We start from the raw sequence: 11,880 nt of genomic DNA, 5'->3' as shown, positions 1-11,880 counted from the left end.
ACCAGCTGAAGGCTTCGGCATGAGTGTAAATGCCGTCAGCGAGCTGGGCCGCCGAGAGCTCACACGGTGGTTCTGGCGCCAGCTCACCTCGATGCGTACAGCACTGTTCCTGCTGTTGCTGCTTGCGATCGCTGCGGTGCCCGGCTCGCTGGTCCCCCAACGGGGTGTCGATGCCCGAGCGGTCGAGGCCTACTTCCTGGATCACCCCGACAGCGCGCCGACGTTGGACCGGTTGGGCTTCTTCAGCGTCTACACCTCGCCGTGGTTCAGCGCGATCTACCTGCTCTTGATGGTGTCGCTGATCGGCTGCATCGTGCCGCGGTCGTTCGTCTATCTCCGGGCCCTTCGCGCCAGGCCGCCCAAGGCGCCGCGCAACTTCTCCCGCCTCCCGGCATCGGCCTCCTTCGAGACCGCAGCCTCGCTCGATGAGGTCCTGGCTGCCGGCCGACAGGCCCTCGGCCGGGCGCGCATCGACGTCGCGGACGGCGGGCCCGACATGGCCGAGCTCAGCGCCGAGAAGGGCTTCCTCAGGGAAGCCGGCAACCTGGTGTTCCACATCAGCGTCGTCGTGGTGCTGGTCGGCGTCGCGGTTGGCACGTTGTTCGGCTATCGCGGCGCGGCGATCGTCACGGAGGGTGACGGCTTCTCCAACGTCCTCACGCAGTACGACGAGTTCGGCTCCGGCTCGCTGTTCGACCCCGAGAGCCTTCCGCCGTTCTCGCTCGACCTCGACCAGTTCACTGCGAAGTTCCAGACCGCCGGGCCCCAGCGGGGCGCGCCGCGGCTGTTCGAGGCCAAGGGCAGCTTTGCCCCGTCGCCGGGCGCGACCGAGCGGATGTTCGACATCACGGTCAACCACCCGCTGCAGATCGGGAGCACCTCGGTCTATCTTGTCGGCCAGGGATATGCGCCGATCATCAAGGTCACCGATGCCAAGGGCAACGTCGTGTTCAACGACGCCGTCCCCTTCCTGCCAACCGATTCGACATACACCTCCAACGGTGTCGTGAAGGTGACCGGCGCAGAGCCCGAACAGCTCGGCTTCCAGGGCTTCTTCCTCCCGACCGCGGTGACCTCTGGCGGCGCCGATGCATCGTTCTCTGCCTTCCCGGCGCCGCTCAACCCCTTCCTCGGGCTCTTCGTGTGGCACGGCGACCTCGGCCTGGACGACGGCACGCCGCAGTCGGTCTACATCCTCGACAAGTCGAAGATGGAGCAGTACATGAACGGGGACAAGGGCTTCCGGATCAGCCTCAGCAAGGGGCAGGTGACCGACCTCCCGGACGGAGGGACGATCCAGTTCGTCGACCTCAAGCAGTTCGCGCGATTCCAGATCAGCTCGTCGCCGCTGGTCAAGGTGCCGCTGATCGGCATCGTCGCCGGGCTGCTGGGGCTGGTCATGTCATTGTCGATCAAACCGCGCAGGACCTGGATTCGGGCCCGTCGTGACGGCTCACGTACCGTGGTGGATGTCGCCGTGCTCGACCGCGTCCCCCGTGACGACCTGCCGGCCGACCTGGACGTATTCCTCGAGCGGTTCCGCGGAGCCCTTGACGAGACAGAGGAGAAGGTATGAGCGAGCGGAAGCGAGCGGATCGATGACGCTTGCCCAGTTCGAACAGATCTCCAACTACGCCGTCGCGTCGGCCACCGGCATCCTCGCGCTGGCCTTCGTCGCCTACGTCGCCCAGTGGGGGTTCGCCCGCAATGTCGCCCCCGACCGTGAGCTGGTCGACGCGGGCACCTCGACCGACGGTCATTCCGCCCCTGACCGGGCGGGCCCGGTCGACCGCAGCGACCTGGCCGGCGGGATCGGCTTCTCCCTCACCGGGCTGGCGTGGATCATCCTGCTGCTGGGAGTCGTGGCTCGTGGCCTCTCGGCCGAGCGGGTGCCGTGGGGCAACATGTACGAGTTCGGTTGCGCGTCGACGCTCGTCGCCCTGACGGCATACATCGTTCTCGTGCGAGTCTGGGAGATCGACTGGGTCGGCCCCATCATCACCGGCTCCGGCACCGTGGTCCTGGGCCTGTCAGCGTTGGTGTTCGTGCCCCCGGGGCCGCTCGTCCCGGCACTGCACTCCTACTGGCTGGTCATCCACGTCCTCGGCGCGATGATCGCTGGTGCCGCATTCCTCGTCGGTGCCGCTGCCTCGGTCCTCTATCTGGTCAAGGCCCGCGCTGAGCGCAACACCGCGCCCGATGATCGCACCGGCTTCCTGTGGCGCATTCCGTCGTCGGCAAAGATCGACCAGGTTGCCTATCGCGTGCATGCGTTCGCCTTCCCGATCTGGACGTTCGCGGCGCTGATCGCCGGGCCGATCTGGGCGCAATACGCGTGGGGACGCTATTGGGGCTGGGACCCCAAGGAGGTCTGGGCGTTCATCACCTGGGTCGTCTACGCGGGCTACCTCCACGCTCGGGCGACTGCCGGGTGGAGGGGCAAGTCCGCGGCGATCCTCGCGCTCGTCGGCTTCGCGACGTTCGTGTTCAACTTTGTCGGCATCAACCTGTTCGTCGCCGGAATGCACTCGTACGCCAAATAGGTCCCCGTCCCCCCCAGATTTGAAGCCTTCTGGTCGCTTCGCGCGCGTCATTGTGACCAAACCGCATCACATCGTTCCTCCACAGGGCGACACCCGTCGCGGGCTCGTCCACACGTCCTTCATCGGGGCCGTCCTGCGCGGCTGGGCCAGCCGACGATGGCGCGGTGACACACAAGATCCCGCCGGCCATGGCCTCAGGTCCGTTCACCTCGGCCACCGCTCTCGAGGTGGGATTGAGCCGGCGCACGCTGCGGGGTCGCCGTTTCCGACAGCTGTTTCACGGCGTCCACATCCTGGCATCGCTTGAGCTGACTCTCCAGGTCTGGTTGCGTGGCGCGCTCCTCATCCTCCCCCGCGATGCTGTCGTGAGTCACACCAGCGCGATGGAGCTCTGGGGGTTTCGCCGACCGCATCGGTTCACCCGACTGGAGCTCTCGACCAACACGTCGAGTGTCACCAAGCACAAGGGGATCCTCCTGCACCGGAGGCTGGGTCGGTTGACTCGGTATGAGCGCGCCGGGCTTCCGGTGACCGGCCCAGACCGCACATTCGTCGATTGCGCGACCCGGCTCTCGTACGTCGAGCTGGTCCAGTTCGGCGAGGTGTTGCTCCACACGAAGGCGTCGACGCTGGAGAGCCTGGAGCGCTATGTGAACGATCGCCACCTCGACGGCGTGCGACGGGCACGCCGGGCGCTGGTCTGGATTCGTGAGGGTGTCGAGTCGCCCCGCGAGACCCTGATCCGGTTGATGCTCACGTTCGCCCGCCTACCTGAGCCCGCCTGCAACGTGATCATCGAGCGTGTGGGCGGGGAGTTCCTGGCCCGCGGTGACTTGTGCTTCGTCCGCTGGAAGGTTCTTGTCGAGTACGACGGTGCGCACCATGGGGCTCAGCAGCGACGAGATCGCGAGCGACGTGAGCGGCTTGAGGCAGCTGGCTGGCGGGTCATCGTGATCATGAATGAGGACCTGCGTGATCCGCGGAGCGTGCCGTGGCGGGTGTATGCGGCGCTGAAGCAGCGCGGCTACGAGGGGCCAGCGCCCCTCATCAACGATTCGTGGATGCAGTGGTTCGGCAAGGCCCACCAGATGTGAAGCCTTCTGGTCGAAACCACAGCTCGAAACCGACCACAAGGCTTCACATCTGGGGGGTGAGCTCGGGGGGTGGGGCTAGAGACCGCGGAGGTAGTCCGGATCGTCGTCGGGTCCGCGTGGGCCCGGCGGCTTGGGCTTGGGCTTCGGCTGGCCCTTGCCGCCCGGCCTGGAGCGCGTACGACCGACGAACAGCCACAGCAGCGGACCGATGCCCACCAGGAACAGCACGACGAACCACAGCGGCTTGGGGATGTAGCGGACCCGCTCGCGTGGCGTGGCGATCAGGTCGAACAAGGCATAGACGAATATCGCGATCCCGATGACAGCGATGACGAACTTGGCCATGGTTCAACGTTACCGGGGGCGGGCGAACCGGCCGCTTGAGTGGCTCCGGTGAACGATTAGGCTGCCGCCATGAAGGCTTTCTGGACCTACACGCTCGCCCGGTTCGCCGTCTTCGGGGTGAGCTTCGGGGTGGTGTGGCTGATTTCTTCGATCTGGCTCGAGACGACGAGGGTCACGACGTTGTGGGTTCTGCTCATCTCATTGGTCGTGTCGTCGGTGATCTCGATCTTCGTCCTCGCCGGGCTGCGTGACCAACTCGCTCAGAGCGTCCAGGAGCGTGCCACGCGAATGACCCAACGGGTCGAGGAGTCCCGCCGTGCCGAAGACATCGACTGAGAGCCGCGCGTGGATCTCCGAGGCCATCCGTCGGGTCGAGGCTGACGCCAATCGCAGCGCCGACACCCACCTGCACGTGCTGCCGATCCCGGTTCCGGGCATCGACCTCTATCTCAAGGATGAGTCGGTCCATCCGACCGGGAGCCTCAAGCACCGTCTCGCCCGCTCCCTGTTCCTGTATGCCCTGTGCAACGGCTGGCTCAAGCCGGAGTCAACCGTCATCGAGGCTTCCAGCGGGTCGACCGCGGTCAGCGAGGCGTACTTCGCGCGGCTCGTCGGACTGCCGTTCGTCGCGGTGATGCCGGCCTCGACCAGCACCGAGAAGATCGCGTTGATCGAGTTCTACGGGGGACGCTGCCACCTGGTCGACGACCCGGGCACGGTCTACGACGTCGCCAAGCAGCTGGCCGAGGATTGCGGCGGCCACTACATGGACCAGTTCACCTACGCCGAGCGGGCGACCGACTGGCGCGGCAACAACAACATCGCCGAGTCGATCTTCGAGCAGCTCGCCGCCGAGCCGCACCCGTGCCCGAGCCTCATCGTCGTCGGCGCCGGAACCGGAGGCACGTCCGCGACGATCGGCCGGTTCGTCCGCTATCGCCGGCTGGAGACCCGCGTCGTGGTCGCCGACCCCGAGAACTCGGCGTTCTATGCCGGGTGGGAGTCCGACAGCTCCGATGTCACGACTGACCGGCCGTCCCGCATCGAGGGCATCGGCCGCATGCGCATCGAGGGATCGTTCGTCGGTGGGGTCATCGACGACATGGTGCGTGTCCCCGATGCCGCCTCGATCGCCGCCATGCGCTGGGTGTCGGGGATCCTTGGCCGGCCGGTCGGTGGCTCGACCGGCACCAACGTCTGGGCCTCGCTCCAGCTGATCGGCGAGATGCGTGCGGCCGGGGAGACTGGCAGCGTCGTGACGTTGCTCTGCGATGGTGGCGAGCGCTATCAGCGCACCTATTTCGACGACGCGTGGCTGAAGACCAAGGGACTCGACCTCACGCCATATGCCACCGCGCTCGAGGAGTTCGACCGCACGGGTGTGCTGCCGGCGGTGTGACGGTTTGGTGAGCTGGCCACGGAGGCCAGTCCGCCGGTGACCCAGCGACCTTTCGGCTGCTCGGAAAGGTCGCTAAGTCACCGCTCGCCGTCAGGTGACCGCCACGATCTCGGCCGAGACCAGGGCGCCGTCATCGATCACGAGCTGCCCCATCGTCCCGTGCGGCTGGCGTCGCTTGTCAGTGGGCGAACCGGGGTTGAACAGGCGCTGACCGTCCTGCTCGGTGTCCCACGGGATGTGGGAGTGGCCGAACACGACGAGGTCGGCGTCGGGGAAGCGCCGCCTCATCCGGGCGGTCCGCCCGACCTTGTCGCCGCTGATGTGGATCATCGCGACCCTGACGCCGCCGAGGTCCAGCTCGAGGGTCTCGGGGGCTCCCCATGCGGCAACTTCAGGGCCGTCGTTGTTGCCGAGCACGACATGCACCGGGGCGAACGCGGCCAGCTCGTCCAGGACTCCCGGTGTGCAGACGTCGCCGGCATGCAGGATCAGGTCGACGCCGGCAAGCTGCTCAGCGACGGCCGGCGGGATGACTTTCCAGAATCGGGGCGCATGGGTGTCTGCGAGCACCGCGACCCGGAGCACGTCAGGCCCCGATGAACAGGCCGAGTGCGAGCCCCGCGGCATAGGCGAGCTCGGCGAGGCCCGTGTCACGCAGCACCGGGACCAGCGCCATGGCCCTGGAGCCCGAGGCCACCGCCTGTCTGGCCCGCACCGCGAACGGGACCGCGATGAGTCCGAGCAAGGCCCACGCAGTGAACACCGAGGCCCAGATCAGCGCGCCCAGCGCGACGAGCAGCAGGACCGTGAAGAAGCGTCGGGTGTTGAGGTCGCCCATCACGACCGCGAGGGTTCGTTTGCCGGTGACCGAGTCGGTCGGTATATCGCGCAGATTGTTGACGACGAGGATCGCGCAGGCCAGCGCCCCGACGCCGATCGCTGCGGCGAGGGCGAGCCAGGTGAAGTCCTCGATCTGGACATAGGCCGTGCCGAGCACCGCGACAAGACCGAAGAAGACGAAGACGCTGATCTCGCCGAGGGCCCGGTATCCGTACGGTGATGGTCCGCCGGTGTAGGTCCACGCCGCAGCGATGGCGGCGACGCCGACGAGCAGGAGCCACCAGGTCGTGGTCGCGGCCAGGGCGAACCCCAGGGCGGCGCCGATCGCGAGAAACAGGAGCGCTGCGCGCTTGACCGACCGAGCCGGGACGAGGCCGGAGCCGACGAGGCGCAGCGGACCGACTCGGTCGTCATCGGTGCCCTTGATGCCGTCGGAGTAGTCATTGGCGTAGTTGACGCCGATCTGCAGGGCCAGTGACACACCCAACGCCAGCAGCGCCTTCCACCACACGAACGAGTCCGCGAATGCGGCGGCGCCGGTGCCGGCGAGGACCGGAGCGATCGCGGCCGGGAGCGTACGAGGGCGGGCGCCGGCGACCCAGAGCTGGGTGGGGGAGAGCGAGGGGGCGTTCACGATCGACCAGTGTGCCATCCGGACCGATGTCAACTTCCTGTTGACGCGCGCGAAGCGTCAAGCTACCGTTGACATCATGCCCATCGACGACCAGGAACTCGCAGGTCTCATCGCCCGCGCGGTCGCACGCCTGGACCCCACGATCGAGCGCAGGCTCGAGACCGAGCCGCAGGCTCACCTCGACCTTGCCGTGCTGACGTACCGAGCGCACGAGGAGTCCGGCCGACTGCTCCGCTCTGCGGTCTCGTCGGCTCGGGCTGCCGGTTGGAGCTGGGAGGCGATCGGGTCAGCGCTCGGGATGTCCCGGCAGGCGGCGCAGCAACGATTCGGGCACCGACCCTCACCGACCCCGGGCACGGCGGAGCACCGCCAGCTCATCGGCCTCACGGCATTCAACGAGATCGACCAGCTCAACGAGTGGGGTCGGCACGGCTGGCACTCGGTCGGATTTGGTCCGCTGTTCCACGACGTGGAGAAGTCGTCGACCCAGTGGGAGCACCGCCGGGCCGTCATCGGCAGCCGCAAGGCGCGAGACCTCGAGGCCAAGGGCTGGGAGCGCATCGGCACGATGTGGTTCCCGTGGACCTATCTCAAGCGACCGCTCGACGCTCCGGCCGAGCCCGGCGAACCGGTGTGACAGCGGGGCTGCGGCCGGTCGCGGGTGACCCGCGGGAGGTCTTTGCGCTCGTCGAGCCGTGGGTGCGGCACGGGGGCGAGCCGCTGGTCATCCGGACGTCCGGCAGCACCGGCGAGCCCAAGGATGTCGTCCTGTCCCATCGCGCCGTGCTGGCGTCGGCGCAGGCGAGTCTTGACCGGCTCGGTGGTCCCGGTGGCTGGTTGCAGGACATCCCGGTGACAGGTGTGGGTGGCCTGCAGGTCCTCGTACGCTCCGCAGTCTCTGGTCTCGAACCGGTCTATGCCGACGAGCATGCGTCATTGGGCGCGGCGATCGCGGCGATCCCCGGGCCGCGCCGCTATGCCTCGCTGGTCCCGACCCAGGTGCACCGTCTTGCCGAGTCCGGCGACCTCGACGACCTCGCGCTGCTCGACGCAGTCCTGATCGGCGGGGCGGCCGTGCCGGCCGGGTTGCTGGAGGTCCTCGGCGAGGCCGGTGCGCGGGTCGTGAGGACGTACGGGATGAGCGAGACCTCGGGCGGCTGCGTCTATGACGGGTACCCACTGGATGGCGTACGAGTGAGGCTCGACGACGCGGGCCAGGTGCACCTCTCCGGGCCGATTTTGTTCGACGGCTATGCCGATCCGGTGGTCACCGCCCGGGTGCTGCAGGACGGGTGGTTCGCCACGGCCGACCTGGGCGAGATCGATCCCGCTGGCCGGCTGCGGATCACCGGCCGCGCCGACGACGTCGTGATCAGTGGCGGCGTCAATGTGCCGCTGCCAGCGGTGACGACGGTGCTCAGGACCTGCGAGGGCGTACGTGATGCGATCGCCCTCGGCGTGCCCGATGACGAGTGGGGCGCGCGGGTCGTGGCATTCCTCGTGCCCGATGACGCGGTGTGCCTGGACGGTCTGCGGCTCGATGAGGTGCGCGATGCCATCGAGGAGGCCGGGCTCCCTCGCAGCTGGGCCCCCCGCGACGTCGTGCTCCTCGACTCGCTCCCGCTGCTGCCCGGAGGCAAGGTCGACCGGCAGATCCTCCTCCGAGCCGCTGGCCGCTAACGCACCGCTGCAGTGATGGCGGGGGCGATCGGTACCTCGCCGCTGACGACTTCCCACTGCCGGCCGATCGTGGCCGGCTCATCGAGCACGGCGGCGATGACGGCGGCTACATCGGCGCGGGGGATCTGCCCCCGCTCGACCTGCTCCGCGAGCTCGACCTGGCCGGTCGGCTCATCGTCGGTCAGCGCGCCGGGCCGGACAATCGTCCAGTCGAGCTCGCTGTCGCGCAGGGCGATGTCCGCATCGCGCTTGGCCTCGACATACGCGACCCACACCTCACCCGCGTCGTCATCGATCGGCTGGTCGACGCCGATCGCGGAGATCTGCACGAATCGCGACACGCCCGCAGTCCCGGCGCCCTCGATCGACTTGATCGAGCCGCCGAGGTCGACGCTCCGCTTGCGCGCGATGTCACCGTCCGGCCCGCCGCCAGCCGCGAACACGACGGCATCGGCGCCGACGAAGGCATCGGCGAACGCGCCGGCGTCGGATTGCTCGATGTCGAGGATCCCGATCTCGGCGCCCAGGCGCTCGAGCTCGGCGGCGTGATCGGGGTTGCGAACGAGGGCGACCGGCACGTGTCCGGCATCGACGAGAAGGGGGATCAGGAGGCGGGCGATCTGGCCGTGGCCTCCGACAATGGCGATTCGGCTCATGCCGGCACCTCCGTGGAGAAGCGACGGTACTGAGGTACCGGCCTGACTGATGTCTGTCGTTTCGTTCGCTGGCGCTCACTCATGCCATCACGGTACGTCGGCGGGGCTAGGGTTCACGTCGTGCACTTCCGTACGTACGCCATCGCGATGCCCACCCGGTTCCGTGGCATCGACCGGCGCGAGGGGATGCTGGTCGAGGGCGCTGCTGGATGGGCCGAGTTCAGTCCGTTCCTCGACTACGACGCCCGCGAGAGTGCCCCGTGGCTGGCCGCGGCGCTCGAGTCCGCCGAACGCGAGTGGCCGGTGCCCATACGCTCGCAGGTCGCGGTCAACTGCACCGTCCCGGCCGTAGGCCCCGAGCACGCCACCCGCATCGTGAGGAGCAGCGGATGCGCGACGGCGAAGGTCAAGGTCGCCGAGAAGGGTCAGAGCCTCGCGGACGACATCGCCCGCATCGAGGCTGTGCGGGACTCGATCGGACCCCACGGGAATGTCCGCGTCGATGCCAACGGCGGCTGGGCCGTCGATGAGGCGATCGGTGCGATCGCTGCGCTGGACCATGCCGCCCATGGCCTGGAGTACGTCGAGCAACCCTGCGCCTCGGTGGAGGACCTCGCCGCTGTGCGCCGCAAGGTCGACGTCCCGATCGCCGCCGACGAGTCGATCCGCCGCGCCGACGATCCACTCAGGATCATCGAGCTCGAGGCAGCCGACATCGCCGTGCTCAAGGTGGCGCCGCTCGGAGGAGTGCGCGCGAGCCTGCGCATCGCCGAGCAGATCGGGCTGCCGGTCGTGGTCTCCAGCGCGGTCGAGACGTCGATCGGCCTTGCTGCGGGCCTCGCGCTCGCCGCGGCACTGCCCGAGCTGCCGTACGCCTGTGGGCTGGCCACGACCTCGCTCCTGGATGGCGACGTCGTGGCCGAACCGCTCGTGCCGGTCGACGGATTCCTCCCGGTCGGGCGCCAGGTGCTCGACCCGGCCGCATACGCCGCAGTGGCCGCAGACGGTGCGACCGACGCCCGCTGGCAGGCCAGGCTGTCCGCCGTCAGGGCGGTGCTGGCATGAGCGACGAGACCACTGCCGTTGGCGTCGCGCGGCAGCTCGTGACGGAGCTGCTGGGCCTCAGCGTGCGCGACGCGGTCCTGGCCCCGGGGTCCCGATCCGGCCCACTGGCGTTGGCACTGGCCGCCGCAGACCAGCAGGCGCTCATCCGGCTGCATGTGCGTGTCGACGAGCGCGAGGCGGGATTCCTGGCGCTCGGCCTCGCCAAGTCCTCGCGTCGGCCCGTCCCGGTCGTCACGACCTCTGGCACCGCCGTTGCCAACCTCCACCCCGCCATGCTGGAGGCCCTCCACGCCGGTGTGGCACTCATCGCCGTCACCGCTGACCGCCCGGGCATGCTCCGAGGCACCGGCGCGAACCAGACCACGGACCAGCGCGAAATCTTCCCGGGCGTCCCATTCGGCGACCAGATCGGCGCGATCCCCGGTGGCCCGGCGCACCTCAACCTGGAGCTCGACGAACCGCTGATCGAGCCGGTCGACTGGGACTTCCCCGGTCCGCAGTCGGGGACGCAGTCGGGCACGCATTCGGGGTCGCGCGGGGAGGTCGACTCCGCGGACCTCCAGATCGGTCCCCGCACGGTGGTCATTGCCGGCGACGATGCGATGCAGCCCGCCCGCATCCTGGCCCGCGACGCCGGCTGGCCACTCCTCGCCGAGCCGAGCTCAGGATCCCGCAACGGCGAGGCGCTCGTGGCCTACCGGCTCCTTCTCGCCCACTCGCCCCTGGCCGCGCAGATCGAACGGGTCGTGAGCTTCGGTCACGCGACCCTCAGCCGTCCCGTCACACAGCTCCTCGCCCGCACCGACATCGAGATCATCCACGTCGGCACACAGTCGACCTTCCCCGTATCGGCCGGCCCCAACGTTCGCTTCGTCGAGTCGGCTGAGACCGACGGCGTCGACGATCCGGCCTGGCTCGCGGCGTGGCGAGCCGACGACGCCATGGCCACCGAGGCGATCGACGCCCAGCTCGACGGCACCACGCCGTACGACGTGGCCCGCGCGATCAACGCAGCCGTCCCACCGGAGGGGCTCCTGTTCGTCGGCTCGTCGAGCCCGATCCGTGATCTCGACCTGGTGGCCCGGCCCTACCCGGTCGGTGAGCGGCGCCTGGTCATCGCCAACCGTGGGCTCGCCGGCATCGACGGCACACTGTCCAGCGCGATCGGCGCGGCCCTCGCGCGTACGTCCAGCCGCTCGATCGCCTACGTCGGTGACCTGACGTTCCTGCACGGCAGCAACGGCCTGCTGATCGGACCGGGCGAGCCACGCCCCGATCTCACGATCGTGGTTGCGTCCGATGATGGCGGCAGCATCTTCGCGACGCTCGAGCAGGGCGCACCGGACTATGCGGCGGCATTCGAGCGCGTATACGCCACGCCGACCGGTGCCGACATCAGCGCGCTCTGCGCGGGCTATGGAGTTCCGTACCGCCTCGTCATGCCACGCGATCTGGCCGCCGCACTCGACGAGCCCGTCATCGGCATCCGGGTACTCGAGGTGCCGGTCGATCGCGCCGGACGGCACGACCTCCAGACCCGGATCGGTGCCGCCGTCGAGGCTGCACTCAGACGCTGACACCAGTTGTGGCATCGTCATACCCGCAGTAGGTTGTGAGGCACGTC

The 11,880-nt window shown here is 68.7% G+C and carries 13 protein-coding genes; 9 read left to right on the top strand and 4 right to left on the bottom strand.

What is annotated here, in order from left to right; translation table 11 throughout:
* Nucleotides 1-19 precede the first annotated feature (19 nt).
* The 3 genes from WKF39_RS07320 (at nucleotide 20) to WKF39_RS07310 (ending at nucleotide 3,637) form a co-directional block, all read left to right on the top strand.
* The gene (locus WKF39_RS07320; RefSeq protein ID WP_340386873.1) at nucleotides 20-1,576 is read left to right on the top strand and encodes a cytochrome c biogenesis protein ResB; all 1,557 of its coding nucleotides are present in this window, start codon (nucleotides 20-22) and stop codon (nucleotides 1,574-1,576) included.
* A gap of 22 nt (nucleotides 1,577-1,598) precedes the next feature.
* Nucleotides 1,599-2,543 (top strand): c-type cytochrome biogenesis protein CcsB, encoded by a 945-nt coding sequence (gene ccsB / locus WKF39_RS07315; protein ID WP_340386871.1) that lies wholly within the window; start codon nucleotides 1,599-1,601, stop codon nucleotides 2,541-2,543.
* Nucleotides 2,544-2,707: 164 nt separating this feature from the next.
* Nucleotides 2,708-3,637: a DUF559 domain-containing protein gene (locus WKF39_RS07310; RefSeq protein WP_340386869.1), complete on the top strand. Its 930-nt coding sequence runs from the start codon at nucleotides 2,708-2,710 to the stop codon at nucleotides 3,635-3,637.
* Nucleotides 3,638-3,712: 75 nt separating this feature from the next.
* On the opposite strand, the gene WKF39_RS07305 is transcribed toward WKF39_RS07310, so the two are convergent.
* A complete protein-coding gene (locus tag WKF39_RS07305; RefSeq protein ID WP_340386867.1) occupies nucleotides 3,713-3,982 on the bottom strand; it encodes a PLDc N-terminal domain-containing protein in 270 nt (89 codons plus the stop codon).
* Nucleotides 3,983-4,051: 69 nt separating this feature from the next.
* Between WKF39_RS07305 and WKF39_RS07300 the strand changes: the two genes are divergently transcribed.
* Together WKF39_RS07300 and WKF39_RS07295 are read left to right on the top strand one after the other, a co-directional pair.
* Nucleotides 4,052-4,318 carry a DUF4229 domain-containing protein gene (locus WKF39_RS07300; RefSeq protein ID WP_340386865.1) on the top strand — a complete coding sequence of 89 codons (267 nt, stop codon included), beginning with the start codon at nucleotides 4,052-4,054 and terminating at the stop codon, nucleotides 4,316-4,318.
* The gene (locus WKF39_RS07295) at nucleotides 4,299-5,381 is read left to right on the top strand and encodes a PLP-dependent cysteine synthase family protein (RefSeq protein WP_340386863.1); all 1,083 of its coding nucleotides are present in this window, start codon (nucleotides 4,299-4,301) and stop codon (nucleotides 5,379-5,381) included. Before WKF39_RS07300 ends, WKF39_RS07295 begins: the two co-directional genes overlap by 20 nt.
* A 90-nt stretch (nucleotides 5,382-5,471) precedes the next feature.
* On the opposite strand, the gene WKF39_RS07290 is transcribed toward WKF39_RS07295, so the two are convergent.
* Both WKF39_RS07290 and WKF39_RS07285 read right to left on the bottom strand, forming a co-directional pair.
* Nucleotides 5,472-5,966: a metallophosphoesterase family protein gene (locus tag WKF39_RS07290; RefSeq protein WP_340386861.1), complete on the bottom strand. Its 495-nt coding sequence runs from the start codon at nucleotides 5,964-5,966 to the stop codon at nucleotides 5,472-5,474.
* Nucleotide 5,967: 1 nt separating this feature from the next.
* Entirely contained in the window at nucleotides 5,968-6,873 is a 906-nt protein-coding gene (locus WKF39_RS07285; protein WP_340386859.1) for a 1,4-dihydroxy-2-naphthoate polyprenyltransferase, read from the bottom strand.
* Between the two features lie 58 nt (nucleotides 6,874-6,931).
* On the opposite strand from WKF39_RS07285, the gene WKF39_RS07280 reads away from it, so the two are divergent.
* Nucleotides 6,932-7,492: a hypothetical protein gene (locus WKF39_RS07280; RefSeq protein ID WP_340386857.1), complete on the top strand. Its 561-nt coding sequence runs from the start codon at nucleotides 6,932-6,934 to the stop codon at nucleotides 7,490-7,492.
* Nucleotides 7,489-8,535 (top strand): AMP-binding protein, encoded by a 1,047-nt coding sequence (locus WKF39_RS07275; protein ID WP_340386855.1) that lies wholly within the window; start codon nucleotides 7,489-7,491, stop codon nucleotides 8,533-8,535. The genes WKF39_RS07280 and WKF39_RS07275 overlap by 4 nt, the downstream gene beginning before the upstream one ends.
* Here the strand turns inward: WKF39_RS07275 and WKF39_RS07270 are convergent.
* On the bottom strand, nucleotides 8,532-9,191 hold the full coding sequence (locus WKF39_RS07270) for an SDR family oxidoreductase (protein ID WP_340386853.1): 660 nt from the start codon (nucleotides 9,189-9,191) through the stop codon (nucleotides 8,532-8,534). The genes WKF39_RS07275 and WKF39_RS07270 overlap by 4 nt on opposite strands.
* Before the next feature lie 147 nt (nucleotides 9,192-9,338).
* Between WKF39_RS07270 and WKF39_RS07265 the strand changes: the two genes are divergently transcribed.
* Both WKF39_RS07265 and WKF39_RS07260 read left to right on the top strand, forming a co-directional pair.
* Entirely contained in the window at nucleotides 9,339-10,256 is a 918-nt protein-coding gene (locus WKF39_RS07265) for an o-succinylbenzoate synthase (protein WP_340386970.1), read from the top strand.
* Complete coding sequence (locus WKF39_RS07260; RefSeq protein ID WP_340386851.1) at nucleotides 10,253-11,833, top strand: thiamine pyrophosphate-binding protein; 1,581 nt, start codon at nucleotides 10,253-10,255, stop codon at nucleotides 11,831-11,833. The genes WKF39_RS07265 and WKF39_RS07260 overlap by 4 nt, the downstream gene beginning before the upstream one ends.
* Nucleotides 11,834-11,880: the final 47 nt, after the last annotated feature.

The organism is Aeromicrobium sp., from assembly GCF_037719875.1.
Taxonomy (GTDB): domain Bacteria; phylum Actinomycetota; class Actinomycetes; order Propionibacteriales; family Nocardioidaceae; genus Aeromicrobium.
The sequence above is the reverse complement of the archived record's forward strand: the minus strand, read 5'-3'. Positions and strand labels throughout refer to the sequence as shown.

Bases quoted from the DNA above. Each gene is read 5' to 3' on its own strand.
- WKF39_RS07320 (WP_340386873.1), top strand. From the start codon at position 20: ATGAGTGTAAATGCCGTCAGCGAGCTGGGCCGCCGAGAGCTCACACGG.
- ccsB (WP_340386871.1), top strand. From the start codon at position 1,599: ATGACGCTTGCCCAGTTCGAACAGATCTCCAACTACGCCGTCGCGTCG.
- WKF39_RS07305 (WP_340386867.1), bottom strand. From the start codon at position 3,982: ATGGCCAAGTTCGTCATCGCTGTCATCGGGATCGCGATATTCGTCTAT.
- WKF39_RS07300 (WP_340386865.1), top strand. From the start codon at position 4,052: ATGAAGGCTTTCTGGACCTACACGCTCGCCCGGTTCGCCGTCTTCGGG.
- WKF39_RS07285 (WP_340386859.1), bottom strand. From the start codon at position 6,873: ATGGCACACTGGTCGATCGTGAACGCCCCCTCGCTCTCCCCCACCCAG.
- WKF39_RS07280 (WP_340386857.1), top strand. From the start codon at position 6,932: ATGCCCATCGACGACCAGGAACTCGCAGGTCTCATCGCCCGCGCGGTC.
- WKF39_RS07270 (WP_340386853.1), bottom strand. From the start codon at position 9,191: ATGAGCCGAATCGCCATTGTCGGAGGCCACGGCCAGATCGCCCGCCTC.
- WKF39_RS07265 (WP_340386970.1), top strand. From the start codon at position 9,339: ATGCCCACCCGGTTCCGTGGCATCGACCGGCGCGAGGGGATGCTGGTC.
- WKF39_RS07260 (WP_340386851.1), top strand. From the start codon at position 10,253: ATGAGCGACGAGACCACTGCCGTTGGCGTCGCGCGGCAGCTCGTGACG.